Raw genomic sequence first — 18,287 nt, 5'->3', positions numbered from 1 at the left:
GATTCGAATGGCGAAATCTAGGTCATTGTTTAGCCGGCAAGATGAATAGAGCGGCGACCCCTCGCCCGGCTGATGGAGCAGGAAGCGGAATTACGACCAGTTTTCCTTGACAGATTGCATCACCACATTGGTCGACGTGCTTGCCACGAAAGGCAGGCTGGAAATTTTTTCGCCGAGAACAATGCGGTAGCGGCGAATGTCGGACGTCCGGACCTTCAGGAGATAATCGAAGCGGCCAGCGATCATGTGGCACTCTTCGATTTCCTTGATTTTCTTGATGGCATTGTTGAAGCTCAGCAAGGCCTCCTCACGGGTATCCGTGAGTTTCACTTCGGCAAAAGCAACGTGATCGAGGCCAAGCTTGATCGGATTGAGGATGGCCTTGAAGCCGTCGATATAGCCGGAATCGATCAGCTTCTTGAGCCGTGCCTGACAGGGAGTCTTGGAAAGACCGACCCGCTCTGAAAGCTCCGTGATCGACATGCGGCCATCCTCGACTAGGGCGTCGAGGATCTTTTGGTCGAACTGGTCAATTTCACTGGATTTGGTCATTTTCGCAGGCATTCCTATTTGAAATAAGCGCTATTGAAGTTCAATATGACTGGAAAGCCGCAGTTTCAAGGCGGAACGCTTTTCTGCAATGAAGTATGTTCTCGTCGAAGCAATGGGACAGCTGGGCGTGGCAATATCGCTGACCTCAGCTCAAACCATTAGGCCCCTTGCACCTTGAGGTTATCATGACTGTCTCTGCCAAGCTCGCAACTGAAGAACCAGCTCCAGACGCTGCCCCATTTTCGCATTTCGCGCCGCCCATTCGCGAGCAGAGCCCGCTTCGCCAGGCGATCACTGCCGCCTACAGACGCTCCGAGACCGAATGCCTGCCGTTCCTTGTCGAAGCGGCGACCCTGCCGGACACGACGCGCGAAGCGGCAAAGAAGACGGCCAGGAAACTGATCGAAGCGCTACGCGCCAAACACAAGGGAGACGGCGTCGAGGGGCTGGTGCAGGAATATTCCCTCTCCAGCCAGGAAGGCGTCGCGCTGATGTGCCTTGCCGAGGCGCTGTTGCGCATTCCCGACACGGCGACGCGCGATGCGCTGATCCGCGACAAGATCGCCGGCGGCGACTGGAAGTCGCATATCGGCGGCGGCCGCTCGATGTTCGTCAATGCCGCGACCTGGGGACTGGTCGTCACCGGTAAGCTGACATCGACAGTCAACGAAGGCGGGCTTTCCGCCGCACTGACAAAGCTGATCGCCCGCGCCGGCGAGCCCGTCATCCGCCGCGGCGTCGACATGGCCATGCGCATGATGGGCGAACAATTCGTCACCGGCGAGACGATCGATGAAGCATTGAAGCGCGCCCGCGCGCTCGAAGCAAAGGGCTTCCGCTATTCCTACGACATGCTTGGCGAAGCCGCGACGACGCATACCGATGCCGAGCGCTACTATCGCGACTACGAAAACGCCATCCATGCGATCGGCAAGGCCTCGGCTGGCCGCGGCATCTATGAAGGCCCCGGTATCTCCATCAAGCTCTCCGCGCTGCACCCGCGCTATTCGCGCTCGCAGGCCGACAGGGTGATGGGTGAGCTTCTGCCGAAGGTGAAGGCGCTGGCGCTGCTTGCCAAGGGCTACAACATCGGCCTGAACATCGATGCCGAAGAGGCAGACCGTCTCGAACTCTCGCTCGACCTTCTGGAAGAACTGTGCCTCGATCCGGATCTGTCCGGCTGGGATGGTATTGGCTTCGTCGTGCAGGCATACGGCAAGCGCTGCCCCTTCGTCCTCGATTTCATCATCGATCTTGCCCGTCGCTCCAGGCATCGCCTGATGGTTCGCCTCGTCAAGGGCGCCTATTGGGACGCGGAGATCAAGCGCGCGCAGCTCGACGGCCTGGAAGGCTTTCCGGTCTATACACGCAAGATCTATACAGACGTCTCCTACATCGCCTGCGCCAAGAAGCTCCTGGCCGCGACCGACGTAGTGTTCCCGCAATTTGCCACCCACAACGCCCAAAGCCTGGCGACCATCTACCATATGGCCGGGGACGACTTTGCTATCGGCAAATACGAGTTCCAGTGCCTGCACGGCATGGGCGAGCCGCTCTACGAAGAGGTGGTCGGCGCCGAAAATCTCAATCGCCCCTGCCGGATCTACGCGCCGGTCGGCACACATGAGACGCTGCTTGCCTATCTCGTCCGCCGCCTGCTCGAGAACGGCGCCAATTCCTCCTTCGTCAACAAGATCGCCGACCCAGCCGTGCCCGTTTCCGAGCTGATTGCCGATCCCGTCGAGATCGTGCGCGGCATGACCGTGGTCGGCGCACAGCACGACAAGATCGTTCTCCCGGCCGATCTGTTCGGTAGCGCGCGACGGAATTCCGCCGGCGTCGATCTGTCGAATGAAGCGGCGCTAACCGATCTCTCCGCGCAGCTGCAAGCCTCGGCAGCCAGGAACTGGATCGCCAAGCCGCTTCTCGCCGACGCCTCCGAACGCGGCGTGGCTCGCGCCGTCCTCAACCCCGCCGATCATGGCGATGTCGTCGGCCACGTCACCGAGCTTGAGCCGCAGGATGCAGCCGACGTCATGCGGTTTGCCGCCGCGGCAGCCGAAGGTTGGGCCGCGGTGAACCCTGCTGAGCGGGCCACCATTCTTGAACGTGCTGCCGATCTCATGCAGAGCGAGATGCCTGTTCTCGTCGGGCTGACCATCCGCGAAGCCGGAAAATCGGCTGCGAACGCGGTCGGTGAAATCCGTGAAGCTATCGACTTCCTTCGCTATTATGCTGCGCAGGCACGTCAAGTACTGAAGCCGGAGAGCGTGCCCCTCGGCCCCGTCGTCTGCATCAGCCCATGGAACTTCCCATTGGCGATCTTTACCGGCCAGATCGCGGCCGCACTGGTCGCCGGCAATCCGGTCGTCGCCAAACCCGCCGGCAATACGCCGCTGATCGCAGCCCAAGGCGTCCGCATCCTGCATGAGGCGGGCATTCCGCGCGATGTTCTGCAATTTGTCCCGGGCGGGGGGCAAATGGGTGCCGCCCTCGTCGACGCTTCGGAAACCGCCGGCGTCATGTTCACCGGTTCCACGGAAGTTGCCCGCCTGATCCAGGCTCAGCTGGCCGAACGGCTTTCCAAATTCGGTAAGCCGATTCCGTTAATTGCCGAAACCGGCGGGCAGAACGGCATGATCGTCGACTCCTCGGCCCTTGCCGAACAGGTCGTCGGCGATGTCATCGCCTCGGCCTTCGACAGCGCCGGCCAGCGCTGCTCGGCCCTGCGCATCCTCTGCCTGCAGGAAGAAGTCGCCGATCGCACGCTAGCAATGCTGCGCGGCGCTCTTCGCGAACTCTCGGTCGGCAGGACCGATCGGCTCGCCGTCGATATCGGCCCCGTCATCGACGACAACGCCAAGCGCCGCATCGACGAGCATATCGAACGCATGCGCAAGCTTGGGTGCAATGTCGAACAGCTCGACCTTCCCGAAAGCGCCGAGAAAGGCACGTTCGTTGCTCCCACAATCATCGAGCTGAAGAAGCTGAGCGATCTGAAGCGCGAAGTCTTTGGTCCCGTTCTTCATATCATGCGCTATCAACGCAAGAACCTGGACAAGCTGATCGCCGATATCAATGCCTCCGGCTACGGCCTGACCTTCGGCCTGCACACCCGGCTTGACGATACGATCGCCCATGTCACGGAGCGCGTCCGTGCCGGCAATCTCTACGTCAACCGCAATACCATCGGCGCTGTCGTCGGCGTCCAGCCCTTTGGTGGACGTGGCCTTTCCGGCACGGGGCCGAAAGCCGGCGGCCCAATGTACCTGCGCCGCCTTGTCGCCTCCCCGACCGAACCGTTGCGCGATGCCTCCGTGCAGGCCGATCCGGCTGCACAGCAGTTCATCGCCTGGCTCGAAAGCAAGGGCACTGGGAATGCGGCCAAACAGGCTCGTGTCGTCGCCGCCCAGTCGTCGCTCGGCTTCAATACCGAACTGCAAGGCCCGGTTGGCGAGCTGAACCTCTATGCGCTGCATCCGCGAGGGAGAATTCTGCTCGCTCCGCAGACAGCACTTGGTCTGCATGTCCAAATCGCCGCAGGCCTTGCGACAGGCAATTCAATCGTCATCGATGCTGCATCGGGCCTGCAGGGCGAGCTTCATGGCTTGCCTGCGCAGGTCGCAAACCGCATCTCCTGGACAAAGGACTGGACAGCGGATGGACCGTTTGCCGGCGCTCTCATCGAAGGTGATGCTGCACGCGTCCAGCAGGCGATCAAGACAATCGCGGCTATCCCCGGCCCGCTGGTTCTCACACAGGCAGCGTCGAGCGAGGACATTGCCAAGAACCCCGACGCCTATTGCCTCAACTGGCTGCTCGAGGAAATAACGACGTCGATCAACACCGCGGCGGCCGGTGGCAATGCCAGCCTGATGACAATCGGCTAAAGCTGACAGCGATCTAGAACTTAAGCGGCGGTCGGGACCCGCAGGGTCTCAGCCGCCGCTTCGTTTTCATGGCGCACATTCTGCAGTAACCTGCAAATTCGCTGCGGCCCTCATCCAGCTTCCGGGCCTCCTTCTCTCCTGCACAGAAATTTTTGAGAAAAGCTTTTCTCATATTGACTCTCGCCGTGAGAAAAGCTTTTCTCACGAAAACTGACTGGGAGAAGACATCTGGAAAATCAGCGTGCGAAAAGCGGACGTGCAACGATCCATGACGTTGCGGCGGCTGCAGGCGTGAGCATTTCAACGGCATCCAAGGCCTTGAACAATACCGGCCGCATGGGCAACGAGACCCGCGAGAGGGTCAAGCGCGCTGCCGCCGACATAGGCTTCCGTCCGAATGCCTTGGCCAAGGGTTTGCTCAGCAATCGCACGTTCACGATCGGTCTTCTGACAAATGATACCTACGGACGTTTCACGCTGCCGGTCATGGCCGGCATCACGGAGGCACTCGTCGATCACGGCGTCTCGGTTTTTCTTTGCACGATCGAGGACGATCCGGCGCTTGGGAAGGTTCATGTGGACGCGATGCTGGACAAGCATGTGGATGGCATTATCGCCTCGGGAAAGCGGATCGACCGCCGCCTGCCGGTGGATCTGTCCAATCTGCCGATTCCCGTGATTTATGCCTTCACTGAAGGGGCGCCGGGAAGCGTCACCTTCTGCGCGGATGACTATCAGGGGGCTGCCCTTGCTGTAGAATGGTTGCAGGGGCTTGGCCGACGCCGGATTGCCCATGTGACCGGTCCTGAAAGCTTCGTTTCAGTGCGTGAGCGCGCCAAGGCCTATCGCGACCTCGCCGGAGACGAACTGCCGGTCATGTTCGGCATGTGGTCCGAGGCCTGGGGACACGAGGCCGTCGCAAAGCTCTGGAGCGTGGCCGGAGCAAAGCCGGATGCGATCTTCTGCGGCAACGACCAGATTGCCCGTGCAGTCGTCGATGCGCTTCGTGAGCGCGGCGTACGGGTGCCGGAGGATGTCTCGGTGGTCGGTTTCGACAATTGGGAGATCGTCGCCGCCCAGACCCGGCCGCCGCTGACGACGGTCGATATGAATCTTAAAGCCCTTGGCCGTGAGGCCGGGCTGACGGTTCTCGCGCTTGCGGAAGGACGCAGCGTCGAACCTGGCATCAGAACTTTGCCCTGCGAGCTTATCGTGCGGCAATCATGCGGGGGAAACCCCGGTCGTTGATCAAAGGAAAAGGGGCTGATGGGAGTAGCCCCATGGGAGGAGAACATGATGAAGCGATTTCTGGCCGCCACCGGCCTTATATCCCTAATGCTTGCATCCGCCGCATCCGCCGAAAACATCTCCATGTGGGTGCGAAGCGGCATCGGCGATTCCTTCAAGAAGGTCGTCGAAGCCTATAATGCCGGCCATGAGGACAAGGTCACGCTGACCGAAGTGCCTTTTGCCGAACTCGTGCAGAAATATGCGACCGCCATTGCCGGCGGCCAGGCGCCCGACGCCCTGTCGATGGACCTCATCTATACACCGGCCTTTGCTGCCGCCGGCCAACTCGAGGACCTGACGGACTGGGCAAAGAGCCTGCCCTATTTCAATTCGCTGTCGCCCTCGCATGTGAAGCTCGGCACCTATGACGGCCACATCTATGGCTTGCCGCTCTCCGTCGAGACGTCGGTCTTTGCCTGGAACAAGGATCTCTACAAAAAGGCGGGCCTCGACCCTGAAAAGGCGCCGACCAGCTGGGACGAGATCACGAGCAATGCCGAAAAGATCCGCGCGCTCGGCAGCGATACCTACGGGTTCTATTTCTCCGGCGGCGGCTGCGGCGGCTGCATGATCTTCACCTTTACGCCGCTTGTCTGGGGTGCCGGCGCCGACATTCTCTCGGAAGACGGCAAGAAGGCGACGCTCGACACGCCGCAAATGCGCAAGGCGGTCGATATATACCGCAATATGGTCAAGAAGGATCTGGTGCCGGCGGGTGCCGCAAGTGACACCGGCGCCAACTTCCTCAGCATCAGCAACGGCAAGATCGGCCAGCAGAGCATCGGCGCCTTCTCGATCGGCACGCTGATCACGCAATATCCCGATATCCACTTCGGCGTGACCCTGATCCCCGGCGTCGACGGCAAGCCGTCCTCTTTTGCCGGCGGCGATAATTTCGTCATATCCAAGGGCACGAAGAAGCTCGATGCCGTGAAAAAGTTTCTCGAATACACCTATTCGCTTGAGGGACAGAAGATCATGGCGAAATATGGTAGCCTGCCGACGCGCGGCGATATCGCCGACCAGGTGCTGCAGGGCCTGGATCCGCGCATGCAGGTCGGCCTGAAGGCGATTGCTGTCGCCAAGACGCCCTATACGCTGCAGTTCAACGACCTGATCAACAGCGCCAACGGTCCCTGGGCGGGCTTCACCAACGCGGCTATCTTCGGAAGCGATGTCGATGGCGCATTCTCCAATGCCCAATCGGAGATGCAGTCGATCATCGACAACGCCCAACAATAATCGACCCATGAACGCCGGGGAGCTTCGATACTCCCCGGTCCCTCCATCGCAATATCGGGAGCATTCCATGGCTGGCCCTGGAGCTATCGCAACCGCGCGTCCGCGAAAACGGCGAAAGCGTGCCGGCTGGCACGGGTTTCTCTACATCGCGCCGGCCATGGCGCTCGTTATCGTCTTCTTCGTGCTGCCCGTGGTCTTTACCGTCTGGATGAGCTTCCACAACTGGCCATTGCTCGGCAATCCCCGATGGATTGGCTTTGGAAACTATGTCCGCATGATCTCCGACATGCGCTTCATGGCAGCATTGCGCTTCACCGCCTATTACACCGTCATCGTCACCATCGCGATCTTCGCCGTTGCCTTTCCGCTCGCCTTCTTCGTCGAAAAGCACAAGCCGTTCGTCGGCTTCTACCGAACGATCATCTTCCTTCCGGTCGTCGTGGGACTTGCAACGGCTTCGTTGCTCTGGGTCTGGCTTGCCAATGTCGACGCCGGCTTCTTCGCGCCGGTCGCGCTGGCGCTTGGTCTTGTCGACAAGAGGCCGAACCTGCTTGCCGATTTCGACATGGCCTTCGCAACGATCATCGTCATGGTGGTCTGGAAGATCGCCGGCTTTACCATGATCATTCTGCTGACCGGCCTGCAGGCGATCCCCTCCGAGCTGACCGAGGCGGCCCGCATCGATGGCGCGAGGCGCTGGCAGCGCTTCCGGCATCTGACCCTGCCGCTAATGCGCCGCACGATCGCGCTCGCGCTGATCATCTCCATCACGGGCTCGGTGCTCGCCTTCGACCAGTTCTACATCATGACATCAGGCGGCCCGCAGAACCGCATGATTTCGGTCGTCTACTACATCTTCAACCAGTCCTTCGTGTCCTTCAATCTCGGCTATGGCGCGGCGCTCTCGATCGCGCTTCTCGTCATCCTGGTGCTGATCAGCATCGTCCAGCTCTGGCTGCTGCGCGTCGGGGAGGACAAGCCATGACTACAGCAAAGGAGCGCCGCGCAAGGCGCAAGCTCCGGGGCAGCATCGGCTATCACGGCATCGGCGTCGTCATCGTCATCTTCTTCTTCGCGCCGTTCGCGATCGCGCTGCTGTCATCGTTCCGGCATGGAACTGAAGCCAGCCTGCCGCCGCTGCCGCCATGGCCGACAACCGGCTTCAGCTTCGACGCCTATCGCTCGCTCGATGGCTTTGGCGCCGGGGTCGTCCAGCATACGCTGAACTCGCTCTTCGTCTCCGTCGCAACGGTGCTTCTGACCGTGATCGTCAGCCTGCTCGCCGGCTACGGCTTCTCGCGCTATCATTTCCCCTTCAAGGGCGCCCTATTCATTCTGATCATCGCAACGCTGATGATCCCCTTCCAGTCGATCCTGACGCCGCTCTTCATCATTCTGGCACGGCTCGGCCTCAACAATTCGCTGATCGGGTTGACGCTCGTCTATGTGACGCTGCAGCTTCCCTTTTCCGTCTTCATGATGCGCAATGCCTTCGACGCCGTACCGAAGGAAATCGAGGAGGCGGCGCGCATCGATGGCGCGCGTGATCTGAAGCTTCTTTTCCGCGTTCTCTTCCCGCTGGTGCTGCCGGGTGTCGCAACCGTTGCGATCTTCGCCTTCCTTAACGCCTGGAACGAGTTCCTGGCAGCCTTGGTGCTCCTGTCGAGCAACGAGAAATTCACGCTGCCGGTGCTGATGATCGCCGTCAGGACCGGTCGCCTCGGTGCAGTCAACTGGGGTGCGGTCCAGGCCGGCATTGCCGTCATGACCATCCCCTGCGTCATCGTCTTTCTGCTTCTGCAACGCTATTACATGCGCGGGCTGATGGCCGGCGCCGTGAAATAACCCTTTCAACAACGGATCAAAGCCATGTCTGACAAGCAAAGTCGCCAGTTTCGCCCCCTGCCCGTTCCGAATGTCGAACTTGGAGGGCTCTTCGGTGCTCGCCAGGATGCCATCTGCAATTCCACCGCAGCGACGCTACTCGACCGCTGCGTCGAGGCCGGCATGATCAAGGCCATCGACGTCAGCCAGCCAAGCCCCGGCATCGTCATTCCCTTGCAGACCTGGTCAGGCTCGACGCAGATGTTCTGGGACAGTGATCTCGGCAAGTCGATCGAAACCATCGCCTATTCGCTCTATCGCCACCCTAATGCCGAACTGGAAGCGCGCGCGGACGCCATCATCGACATGTATGAAAAGCTGCAGCAGGAGGACGGCTATCTGAACGCCTGGTTCCAGCGCGTCCAGCCAGGCCGCCGCTGGACCAATTTGCGCGATCATCACGAACTCTATTGTGCCGGCCATCTGATCGAGGCTGCCGTCGCCTATTACCAGGCAACGGGCAAGCGCAAGCTGCTCGATATCATGAGCCGTTTTGCCGATTACATGATTACCGTCTTCGGGCATGGCGAAGGCCAGCTGCGCGGCTATTGCGGCCATGAAGAGGTGGAGCTCGCGCTCGTCAAGCTCGGCCGGGTCACCGGCGAGACGAAATATCTCGATCTCGCGAAATACTTCATCGACGAGCGTGGCCAGGAACCGCATTTCTTCACTGAGGAAGCGCTTCGCGACGGCCGCGACCCGAAGAACTTCGTGCAGAAGACCTACGAATACAGCCAGTCGCATCTGCCGGTGCGCCAACAGACCAAGGTCGTCGGCCATGCCGTGCGCGCCATGTATCTCTATTCCGGCATGGCCGATATCGCCACGGAATATAACGATGATACGCTGACCTCGGCCCTCGAGACGCTTTGGGACGACCTGACGACCAAGCAGATGTATGTGACGGGCGGCATCGGGCCGGCTGCCTCGAACGAAGGCTTCACCGATTATTACGACCTGCCGAACGAGAGCGCCTATGCCGAGACCTGCGCCTCCGTCGGTCTGGTCTTCTGGGCCAACCGCATGCTCGGCCGCGGCCCGAACCGCCGTTATGCCGACATCATGGAAGTGGCGCTCTATAACGGTGCAATGGCCGGGCTATCGCAGGACGGTAAGACCTTCTTCTACGAAAATCCGCTGGAGAGCGCCGGCAAGCATCACCGTTGGATCTGGCACCATTGCCCGTGCTGCCCGCCCAATATCGCGCGTCTTCTCGCCTCCGTCGGCTCCTACATGTACGCCGCGGCCGACAATGAGATTGCCGTCCATCTCTACGGCGAGAGCAAGGCGCGCGTGCCGCTTGCCGGCGGCGTGACCGTGCAGCTCTCACAGGAAACGCGATATCCTTGGGATGGCGCCATTCGCTTCGAGGTCAATCCCGATCGCGCAGCCAAATTCGCACTATCGCTGCGCATCCCCGAATGGGCCGAGGGCGCGACGCTTGCAATCAATGGTGCATCGATCGATTTGGCAGCGATCACTGTCGATGGCTATGCCCGTATCGAGCGCGAGTGGAAGGCGGGCGACAGCGTCGACCTCACCCTTCCGCTCATCCCGCGCACGCTGTTTGCCAATCCGAAAGTCCGCCAGGACGCCGGTCGTGCGGCCCTGATGCGGGGTCCGCTCGTCTATTGCGTCGAAACCACCGACAATGGTCACGACCTCAACGGCATCTCGCTTTCCAGCGATCCGGCTTCCGCCAAGACGACGGAAATTGCCGCATTGGAGGGCGCGGTAGCGCTCGATGTTTCGGTTATGCGCGATGAGGCCGACTGGGGCTCCGATCTCTATCGGACGACACCACCGAAAAGCGCTGCCTCCACCGCGCGTTTCGTGCCCTATCATCTCTGGGACAATCGCGATCCGGGCGAGATGCTGGTCTGGATCCGCGCCGATCAGCTGCAGCGCGGAGCCTGACATGACGAAGAACGGTATGCGCCTGACCGGCGTCCGCAAGAGTTTCGGCGGGCTGGAGGTCATTCATGGCATCGATCTCGACATACCGGAAGGCGCTTTCGTCGTCTTTGTCGGCCCCTCCGGCTGTGGCAAATCCACGCTGCTGCGCATGATTGCCGGGCTGGAGGAGGTGACCGACGGTGAGATCGCCATCAAGGGCCGGGACGTCACCGATCTCGATCCGTCCGAGCGCGGCATCGCCATGGTCTTCCAGTCCTATGCGCTCTATCCGCATATGAGCGTTCGCGACAATCTCGGTTTCGGGCTGAAAATGGCCCGGACCGATGCATCCGAAATCGAAAGACGCGTGCGCTCCGCCGCCGCGATCCTCAAGATCGATCATCTCCTCGACCGCCGCCCGGGACAGCTTTCCGGCGGCCAGCGCCAGCGTGTCGCCATCGGCCGCGCCATCGTTCGCGAGCCGGATGTCTTTCTCTTCGACGAGCCGCTCTCCAACCTCGACGCGGAACTTCGCGTCTCCATGCGCATTGAAATTGCCCGGCTTCACCGGGAACTCGGCAATACGATGATCTATGTCACCCATGACCAGACCGAGGCGATGACGCTCGCCGACAAGATCGTCGTGCTGAGGGACGGCCGGATCGAGCAGGTCGGCACTCCGCGCGAGGTCTATGAAGACCCGGCTAACAGTTTCGTGGCCGGCTTCATCGGCTCGCCAAGGATGAACATGATCGGCGCGACATGGTCGGATGACGGGACGGCAAAGGTCGGAAACGACAGCATCAAGGTTGACCTTTCACAGACCAAGCCATCGGCGGGCGAAACGATTCTGCTTGGCATGCGCCCTGAACATTTCGTCGTCGCGTCAAATGCCGACGATGCCGTGCGGGTGACGGTCGACGTCACCGAATATCTGGGCGGCACACGCTATCTCTACTGCCAGACAGAGGACGGCCAGGCGATCATCGCTGAATATCGCGACGGACCGGAGATAGAGCGCGGCGACACGCTCCATCTGCATTGCCCGCCCGAACGTCGGCGCTATTTCGACAAGCAGGGAGGACGGCTGCGGTAGCTGTCTTCTCGAGCAACCGCACATATGCCGGAAAGGTCGTCACCATTGCAAGCGGACTAGAATTCCCAAGGAGATATCAGATCCAGCCCAGTCTCACGGAAGTCGGACAGATTGCGAGTGGCCAAACGTCCGCCATTTACGCGGGCGATGGCTGCAATCATGCCATCCGCCGTCGACATTGGTCGTCCTTGCCTCTTCGCTGCACCCATTAGCTCGCCGTAGTCTAATGCGGCTTCTTCGGTAAGACCGAAGATCCGATCCGCGAAACGATGGCGCCATTCAGATAATCTCTGCTCAAGCCGGGCAGCCCTCTGGTCGGGAGCAATCTTTTGAATACCAAAGGCGATTTCAGCAATAGCCACAGTGGAAAGTGCTATCTCCGCATCATACCGACCAAGCCACGATATCACAGCCTCGTCAGGCAGTTTCCGGAAAGTTTCGGAGATGACATTCGTGTCCAGAAATATCACAGATCAATACCGTGATTGGGTTGACGCCCATCGCGAATGACGGATTCGAGGTCGATATCATCATCATCCCTCATCGCCATTCGAGCATAGAAAGACGATGCGGGTTCGCGACCAGCCTCGCGAATTTCATAGGCTTCCAATGCTCGTTCGACGACATCGGCGATCGTCCGGTTTTCACGCCGCGCAAGGCGATGCGCGAGGTCACGTGCTCGAGCACTGCGAACGGATAGTTGTGGTTCAGCCATATCTGTCTCCTGTTCCAACTAACATAGCCACAGGATAGTCAGCCATCAAGATGGCAAAAGACGGCTAGAAGGCAAAACGAAACTATGCCGCCTTGCTGACCCGCACCGGAACGGATTTATACGACGGCGTGCCGCTTTCCTTGTCCTGATAGTCGATCGGGATCAGGCAATTTGCCTCCGGGTAATAAGCAGCGACGGAGCCCTCGGAAATATCGTAGGAAATCGCCGTCAGCTTCAGCAATCGCTTGGCACCCGATGGGAGCGCCGTTTCGATCTCAACCAGATCGCCGTGCTCCAGGCCCTTTGCTTTCAGATCCTTGTCGTTCATGAACAGGATGTCGCGGCGGCCGAAGACGCCACGATAGCGGTCATCGAGCCCATAGATCGTCGTATTGTACTGGTCGTGGCTGCGGATTGTAGCGAGCTTGAGGATAGTTCCATCCGAAAGCGAGATATCTTCGTTCAGACCATCAAAGAGCTTGAATTCTGCCTTGCCGGACGGCGTCTTCCAGACGCGCTCGGTCGGTCCGATCGGCAGGCGAAAGCCACCCGGCACGCGGATGCGCTCGTTATAGTCGGCGAAATCCGGATAGACGATTTCGATCTTGTCGCGGATCAGATCGTAGTCGGTGATGAGCTCCATCCAGGCAACCTTGCTGTTCGGCAGGGTCGCCTGCGCTATTCCCGCGACGATCGCAGGTTCCGAACGCAGCTGGTCGGAGGCCGGTTTCAGCCGTCCGCGCGACGCATGTACCATCGACATCGAATCTTCGATCGTCACCGATTGCGCACCGGTAGCCTGAACGTCTTGTTCAGTGCGGCCAAGTACGGGGAACAGGAAGGATTCCTTACCAATAAGCAGATTGGAGCGATTGAGCTTGGTATTCATGTGAACGGCGAGATCGAGCTTGCGCATCGCCTGCGCGCAGAGTTCCGGATCGGGAAGCGCGATCGAGAAATTGCCGCCGAGGCAGATGAGCACCTTGGAGCGCCCTTCCGCCATAGCCTGCATGGCGGCGACGGCATCGTGACCATGATGAGCCGGCGCGGTGAAGCCAAAGGCACGTTCGATGCCCTCGATCAAAGCCGGCGTCGGCTTCTCGGTAATTCCGACGGTGCGATTGCCTTGGACGTTGGAATGGCCGCGCAGCGGGCAGATGCCGGCACCAGGCCTGCCGAAATTGCCGCGTAGCAACAAGAGATTGGCGATCTGCTGCACATTCGCGGTTCCCTTGGCATGCTGGGTGATGCCCATTCCGTAGGCGACGATCGTGGCCTTCGACTTGGCATAGATCTCCGCTACTCGTTCCAGATCAGCGCGGGCGAGCCCGGAGACCCGCTCGATATCGGCCCACTCAGTCCGGTTAATATCGGCAACAAGGGCTTCGAAGCCGGTGGTGTGTTCGGCGATGAAGGCATGATCGAGGACTTCAGGTGATGTTTCGGCCAGCGCCAGAACCGCTTTCATGATTCCCTTGAGCGCGGCGGCATCGCCGCCGATCTTCACCTGATAATAGGACGACGCGATTCGGGTCGAGCTGAAGGTTCCCATCTCGATCGGATCCTGCGGATCGGCAAAACGCTCCAACGCCCGCTCCTTCAGCGGGTTGAAGACAATGATCGGCACGCCGCGGCGCGAGCATCCATGCAACGTACCCATCATGCGCGGATGATTTGTGCCGGGATTGTGCCCCATGGAGATGATCAGATCGCATTCATCGAAGTCGTCGAGCGAGACGGTGCCCTTGCCAATGCCGATCGATTGCGGCAGGCCGACGCTGGTCGCCTCATGGCACATGTTCGAGCAATCGGGGAAATTGTTGGTGCCGTATTCACGCGCGAAGATCTGGAAGAGGAAGGCCGCTTCGTTGGAGGCACGGCCGGATGTGTAGAACTCGACCATATCCGGATCGGGCTGGCTGCGCATGACGTCGCCGATGCGGGCAAAGGCGTCTTCCCAGGCAATCGACCGGTAGGTATCGGATGCGTGGTCGTAGACCATCGGATGGGTCAACCGGCCGGCATTTTCGAGCTCATAATCGCTCCAGGTCAAAAGCTCGCTGACCGTATGTTCGGCGAAGAATTCCGGCGTCACGCGCTTGTTCGTCGCTTCCCAGGTGACCGCCTTGGCGCCGTTTTCACAGAACTGGAAGGTGGAGGTGTGTTCCTTGTCGGGCCAGGCACAGCCAGGGCAATCGAAGCCCGTGGGCTTGTTGGTGCGCAGGAGAAGGCCCGGCGCCTCGGTGACATCCATCTGGTCGCGAACCGCCTTGGCGGTTGCCTTCAGGGCTCCCCAACCGCCAGCTGGGCTATTATAGGGACGGATACCGGGGACTTCACGCTTCTGCGTCATCATACGCTCCTTTGGCTACCCAAACGGCTTCCTCCCAAATGCCGATCTCTAACGAATAAGCGGGCGGCAGGAGAGAGTAAAGCGCTACCAATAGGCACTTGACAAAACAATCGATACGCGCCGGCCGCAAATGACGCAGGTATTGACGCGCCCCAAACTCAGTTCTTAAAAACCAGGCAACTGCCGCCCTGCTGCCGGACCTGCGTGCAAACGGCATCCGCTTCCTCCCGCGTTTGCCGCGGAATGCGCGCCGCATAACGGACCCGGCGACCGAAGTCGGCATTGCGCTGCCGCACGATCAACGGCTTCTCCAAATTCAGCGGTGACGGCAGCTTCCGGATATTTGCGGTAAACAGACGGCGAGCGGCATCCAGCTGAAAATGCTCGGCCAATTGCGCACCCCAGGGCGCCCACGGCCGCTCCTGCTCCAACGGAATGGGTTTCAGGCGTCGGCTCTGAGCAAGGGCGACGCAGGAATCGACAAACGGCTTGCTCTTATCCAGCACGGGGGCTGCTATATCTGGCGGATCATCGCGCCATTCTTCGACACTGTGGGCGGTGATCGCGCTCACATAGTTGCGCGTCTCATAGGGAAGCCCGCCCGAATTCAGGAAATTGGCAAGACCGCCCTCGCCGGCATTATAGGCAGCCGCCGCAAGCCCGAGATTGCCGAAGCGGCCCCGCAATTCATCGAGATAGGTTGCCGCCTTGCCGAGCGCTTCAAGCGCATCGTAGCTGTCGCGCACGCCACGCAGCCTCGCTGTTCCCGGCATGAACTGCGCGATACCGCGCGCGCCTTTGGGACTGACGGCATCGGAGCGAAACAGGCTTTCGCGCCAGACGAGCCGTGCCAGATAATCCGGCGGCAGACGGTTGGCATGCGCGAAATATTCGATGGCGGTGCAGAGATCGCGATTGTAGCTGTCCTTGCGCAGGCACAGCGTTTGGCCCGTCTCCGTCGTCAGCGGCCCCGAAATGCAGACAGGTGGTGCGACAGTCCATTCCGGTTGAGCTCTCGCGGGTCTGAAAGCAAAACCGTCAATGGAAAATGCGATCGCAAAAGCGACGATGATGCCGAAGAAGCCTGCTCGGTAATGCCTGCCTGCCATTTAAGCGATATCCGTCCGACACCAACCGATCGCAAATTCGCGGCCTCTTCATATCATCGATGGACGGAAGCGAAAACCTCTCGCGCGACAGCCAACGCGCAGGCTGTTACTCCGCAAGGCGTCCGCCGCGCATCGGCGCCGGCACGCCCGTCGTGCCAGGAAAGCTGATCGGCAGGCCACGCAGAACGCGTACGGCGAGAAAGGCAAAGCATTCGGCCTCGACAGCATCGCCGCGCCAGCCGAGATCCTCGGCAAAGATCGGCTCGACGCCGGCCCGGCTCTTCAGCATCGACATGATCGTCGGATTGTGTCGGCCGCCGCCGCTGACGACGACCTTAGTGGGCCTGCGCGGCAGCAGGTCCAGCGCCTTGCCGACGGCGCTTGCCGTGAAGGCCGAAAGCGTGGCGGCGCCATCTTCCGGGCCGAGGCCATCTGCCATGGCGGCACCGAAATCGAAACGATCCAGCGATTTCGGATAGGGTGCAGTCATATAGGGGTGCTGCAGCAGCCGCTCGAGCCGTGCCTCATCGACCTTGCCGGCAGCTCCAAGCGCACCGTCGCGGTCCATCTCGCCAAGCCCGTGCGACTTGATGAAATCGTTGAGCGGCGCATTGGCCGGGCCGGTATCGAAAGCAACGAAATTGCCCTCTCCATCCCACCATGTGACATTCGCAACGCCGCCGAGATTGAGAATGGCCGCCTCTCCTGCTGCACCCGCCCCGCGCAGCAGCGCGGTATGATAGGCAGCAGCAAGCGGCGCGCCCTGGCCGCCGGCGCGCATGTCGGCCGAGCGGAAATCATAGGCGATCTTGGTGCCGAGAATGGACCGCATCAGCTCGCCATCGCCAAGCTGGCGCGTCTGCCCCAGCCGGTCCTTCTGCGGCGCGCGATGCAAGACGGTCTGGCCATGGAAGCCGACGACGCCGATGTCTGCCATCGTCATGCCGTTGCTTTCCACGAGTTCCTTCACGGCTTCCGACTGTGCTCGCGTCAAGGCTTCCTCGGCCGCCTTGAAGATCGCCGGTTCAGGTCCTTCGAAATTCCATGCGCGCGCCTGCCGCAGCGTCTCTTCCAGCAGTTCTCGAATCCAGCTGGGATAAGGGGCCAAAACATAGGGGCCGAATTCCTCGACGCGCTCGCCGTCCGTCTTCAGCATGGCGACATCGATATTGCCGTCGAGGACGGTTCCGGTCATCAGACCGACTGCCCAGATTGGTTCCATGGTCAGACTCCTATGCTGCGTTGACGAGATCGCTGACGGCCTGACGGAGCGCCAGAATGCCGCTGTCGAAGTGGCGCGTCGGGTGAATGCGGTTGGTAAGAAGGGTCCAGGCTCGGCCCTTGTCGAAGTCGACCCAGAGGGCCACGCCGGTAAACCCCGTATGACCGATCGTGCCGGACGAGCAGAGAGCACCGCCATGCCAACCGTCATGGGGCCGTTCCCAGCCATGGGTCCGCGTTGCCGAAAGCGGTGTTCGCATCAGGGTGATCGAGCGGGCCGGTGCGCCGTTGCCATCCAGCAGCCCCTTTGCGAAGTCGAGGATCGCATCCGCCGTTCCGAACAAGCCGGCATGGCCGGCACCCTGCAATGCCGAACAATTGTCGTCATGGACCTCGCCCGACAGAACACGGTGACGCCAGGTGCAGTCTTCCGTTGCAGCAGCTAATTCCGGCGGCGCGGAGAAGGCAAATCCCGGCCCGGGATCCATGGCGCGGATTGTCTTCCCATTCAGCCGCTCCAGCGCGAGGCCAAGCAGAATGAAGTTAATGTCGGAATAGACGGGCGGCCCGGCGCGCCATTCGCGCTGCAGGATGAAGGCGCGCAGAAGCTCTGGGTCGCGGCCATAGGTGTAGATCGGCTCGACCGCCGGGAACGGCGTCTGATGGCCGAGGCATTGGCGGAATGTTACCTTTCGCTCCCAGGCCTCGGCACTATACTGGCGCAGATCGGGCAGGAGTTCGATCAAGGGAGCATCGAGGTCGATCGTGCCGGCCTCTGCCAGAGCAAGAATACGCGGTGTGGTGAAAATGACTTTTGTGAGGGATGCAAGGTCGAACCAGGTATCTGGAAGCATCGGCCTGACATCAGGCACCTTCTGCGCCGAACCGACGGCGCGGACCTGTCTGATACCGTCGAGATCGACAATGCCAAGCACACCGCCGGGGATGCGCGCCGCCGCAACCGACTGCTCGATCGGCGCGAAGGCCCGATCGAAACGCTCTTGAAACTGCATGCTCCCCCTCGCTGCCATCTCGCTTC

At 60.6% G+C, this 18,287-nt stretch carries 14 protein-coding genes; 7 read left to right on the top strand and 7 right to left on the bottom strand.

Features of this window, described 5'->3' with window-relative positions:
* Positions 1-90 precede the first annotated feature (90 nt).
* Positions 91-552: an Lrp/AsnC family transcriptional regulator gene (locus tag FBZ99_RS16745; RefSeq protein ID WP_015342703.1), complete on the bottom strand. Its 462-nt coding sequence runs from the start codon at positions 550-552 to the stop codon at positions 91-93.
* Positions 553-737: 185 nt separating this feature from the next.
* On the opposite strand from FBZ99_RS16745, the gene putA reads away from it, so the two are divergent.
* The 7 genes from putA (at position 738) to FBZ99_RS16710 (ending at position 11,850) form a co-directional block, all read left to right on the top strand.
* A complete protein-coding gene (gene putA, locus FBZ99_RS16740) occupies positions 738-4,442 on the top strand; it encodes a trifunctional transcriptional regulator/proline dehydrogenase/L-glutamate gamma-semialdehyde dehydrogenase (RefSeq protein ID WP_145634089.1) in 3,705 nt (1,234 codons plus the stop codon).
* A gap of 291 nt (positions 4,443-4,733) precedes the next feature.
* Complete coding sequence (locus FBZ99_RS16735) at positions 4,734-5,690, top strand: LacI family DNA-binding transcriptional regulator (protein ID WP_371864853.1); 957 nt, start codon at positions 4,734-4,736, stop codon at positions 5,688-5,690.
* A 45-nt stretch (positions 5,691-5,735) separates the two neighbouring features.
* On the top strand, positions 5,736-6,974 hold the full coding sequence (locus FBZ99_RS16730; RefSeq protein ID WP_113354414.1) for an ABC transporter substrate-binding protein: 1,239 nt from the start codon (positions 5,736-5,738) through the stop codon (positions 6,972-6,974).
* A gap of 67 nt (positions 6,975-7,041) precedes the next feature.
* Positions 7,042-7,959, top strand: a complete 918-nt coding sequence (locus tag FBZ99_RS16725; protein ID WP_113354413.1) for a carbohydrate ABC transporter permease — start codon at positions 7,042-7,044, stop codon at positions 7,957-7,959.
* Positions 7,956-8,819 carry a carbohydrate ABC transporter permease gene (locus tag FBZ99_RS16720; protein WP_113354412.1) on the top strand — a complete coding sequence of 288 codons (864 nt, stop codon included), beginning with the start codon at positions 7,956-7,958 and terminating at the stop codon, positions 8,817-8,819. Before FBZ99_RS16725 ends, FBZ99_RS16720 begins: the two co-directional genes overlap by 4 nt.
* 24 nt (positions 8,820-8,843) lie before the next feature.
* Positions 8,844-10,775 carry a glycoside hydrolase family 127 protein gene (locus FBZ99_RS16715; RefSeq protein ID WP_113354411.1) on the top strand — a complete coding sequence of 644 codons (1,932 nt, stop codon included), beginning with the start codon at positions 8,844-8,846 and terminating at the stop codon, positions 10,773-10,775.
* 1 nt (position 10,776) lies between these two features.
* On the top strand, positions 10,777-11,850 hold the full coding sequence (locus FBZ99_RS16710) for an ABC transporter ATP-binding protein (RefSeq protein WP_145634087.1): 1,074 nt from the start codon (positions 10,777-10,779) through the stop codon (positions 11,848-11,850).
* A 56-nt stretch (positions 11,851-11,906) separates the two neighbouring features.
* Here FBZ99_RS16710 and FBZ99_RS16705 read toward each other — a convergent pair whose 3' ends face one another.
* The 6 genes from FBZ99_RS16705 to FBZ99_RS16680 all read right to left on the bottom strand — a co-directional run bounded on the left by FBZ99_RS16705 (position 11,907) and on the right by FBZ99_RS16680 (position 18,279).
* Complete coding sequence (locus FBZ99_RS16705; protein ID WP_113333224.1) at positions 11,907-12,320, bottom strand: type II toxin-antitoxin system VapC family toxin; 414 nt, start codon at positions 12,318-12,320, stop codon at positions 11,907-11,909.
* Complete coding sequence (locus tag FBZ99_RS16700) at positions 12,317-12,565, bottom strand: type II toxin-antitoxin system VapB family antitoxin (protein ID WP_113354409.1); 249 nt, start codon at positions 12,563-12,565, stop codon at positions 12,317-12,319. The genes FBZ99_RS16705 and FBZ99_RS16700 overlap by 4 nt, the downstream gene beginning before the upstream one ends.
* An 82-nt stretch (positions 12,566-12,647) precedes the next feature.
* Positions 12,648-14,918, bottom strand: a complete 2,271-nt coding sequence (locus FBZ99_RS16695; protein WP_145634085.1) for an FdhF/YdeP family oxidoreductase — start codon at positions 14,916-14,918, stop codon at positions 12,648-12,650.
* Between the two features lie 158 nt (positions 14,919-15,076).
* Positions 15,077-16,027 (bottom strand): lytic transglycosylase domain-containing protein, encoded by a 951-nt coding sequence (locus FBZ99_RS16690; protein WP_145634083.1) that lies wholly within the window; start codon positions 16,025-16,027, stop codon positions 15,077-15,079.
* Positions 16,028-16,133: 106 nt separating this feature from the next.
* Positions 16,134-17,249 (bottom strand): anhydro-N-acetylmuramic acid kinase, encoded by a 1,116-nt coding sequence (locus FBZ99_RS16685; protein WP_145634081.1) that lies wholly within the window; start codon positions 17,247-17,249, stop codon positions 16,134-16,136.
* A 10-nt stretch (positions 17,250-17,259) separates the two neighbouring features.
* Positions 17,260-18,279: a serine hydrolase domain-containing protein gene (locus tag FBZ99_RS16680; RefSeq protein WP_145634079.1), complete on the bottom strand. Its 1,020-nt coding sequence runs from the start codon at positions 18,277-18,279 to the stop codon at positions 17,260-17,262.
* Between the last annotated feature and the right edge of the window lie 8 nt (positions 18,280-18,287).

Origin of the sequence: Rhizobium sp. ERR 1071, from assembly GCF_007828675.1 — a bacterium.
In the GTDB taxonomy this organism is placed as follows: Bacteria; Pseudomonadota; Alphaproteobacteria; order Rhizobiales; family Rhizobiaceae; genus Rhizobium; species Rhizobium dioscoreae.
Note: the sequence above shows the minus strand (reverse complement) of the source record. Positions and strands in the feature narration are given on the sequence as shown.

Coding starts and splice junctions, on each gene's coding strand:
- FBZ99_RS16745 (WP_015342703.1), bottom strand. CDS start 552: ATGACCAAATCCAGTGAAATTGACCAGTTCGACCAAAAGATCCTCGAC.
- putA (WP_145634089.1), top strand. CDS start 738: ATGACTGTCTCTGCCAAGCTCGCAACTGAAGAACCAGCTCCAGACGCT.
- FBZ99_RS16730 (WP_113354414.1), top strand. CDS start 5,736: ATGATGAAGCGATTTCTGGCCGCCACCGGCCTTATATCCCTAATGCTT.
- FBZ99_RS16725 (WP_113354413.1), top strand. CDS start 7,042: ATGGCTGGCCCTGGAGCTATCGCAACCGCGCGTCCGCGAAAACGGCGA.
- FBZ99_RS16720 (WP_113354412.1), top strand. CDS start 7,956: ATGACTACAGCAAAGGAGCGCCGCGCAAGGCGCAAGCTCCGGGGCAGC.
- FBZ99_RS16715 (WP_113354411.1), top strand. CDS start 8,844: ATGTCTGACAAGCAAAGTCGCCAGTTTCGCCCCCTGCCCGTTCCGAAT.
- FBZ99_RS16710 (WP_145634087.1), top strand. CDS start 10,777: ATGACGAAGAACGGTATGCGCCTGACCGGCGTCCGCAAGAGTTTCGGC.
- FBZ99_RS16700 (WP_113354409.1), bottom strand. CDS start 12,565: ATGGCTGAACCACAACTATCCGTTCGCAGTGCTCGAGCACGTGACCTC.
- FBZ99_RS16695 (WP_145634085.1), bottom strand. CDS start 14,918: ATGACGCAGAAGCGTGAAGTCCCCGGTATCCGTCCCTATAATAGCCCA.
- FBZ99_RS16690 (WP_145634083.1), bottom strand. CDS start 16,027: ATGGCAGGCAGGCATTACCGAGCAGGCTTCTTCGGCATCATCGTCGCT.
- FBZ99_RS16685 (WP_145634081.1), bottom strand. CDS start 17,249: ATGGAACCAATCTGGGCAGTCGGTCTGATGACCGGAACCGTCCTCGAC.
- FBZ99_RS16680 (WP_145634079.1), bottom strand. CDS start 18,279: ATGGCAGCGAGGGGGAGCATGCAGTTTCAAGAGCGTTTCGATCGGGCC.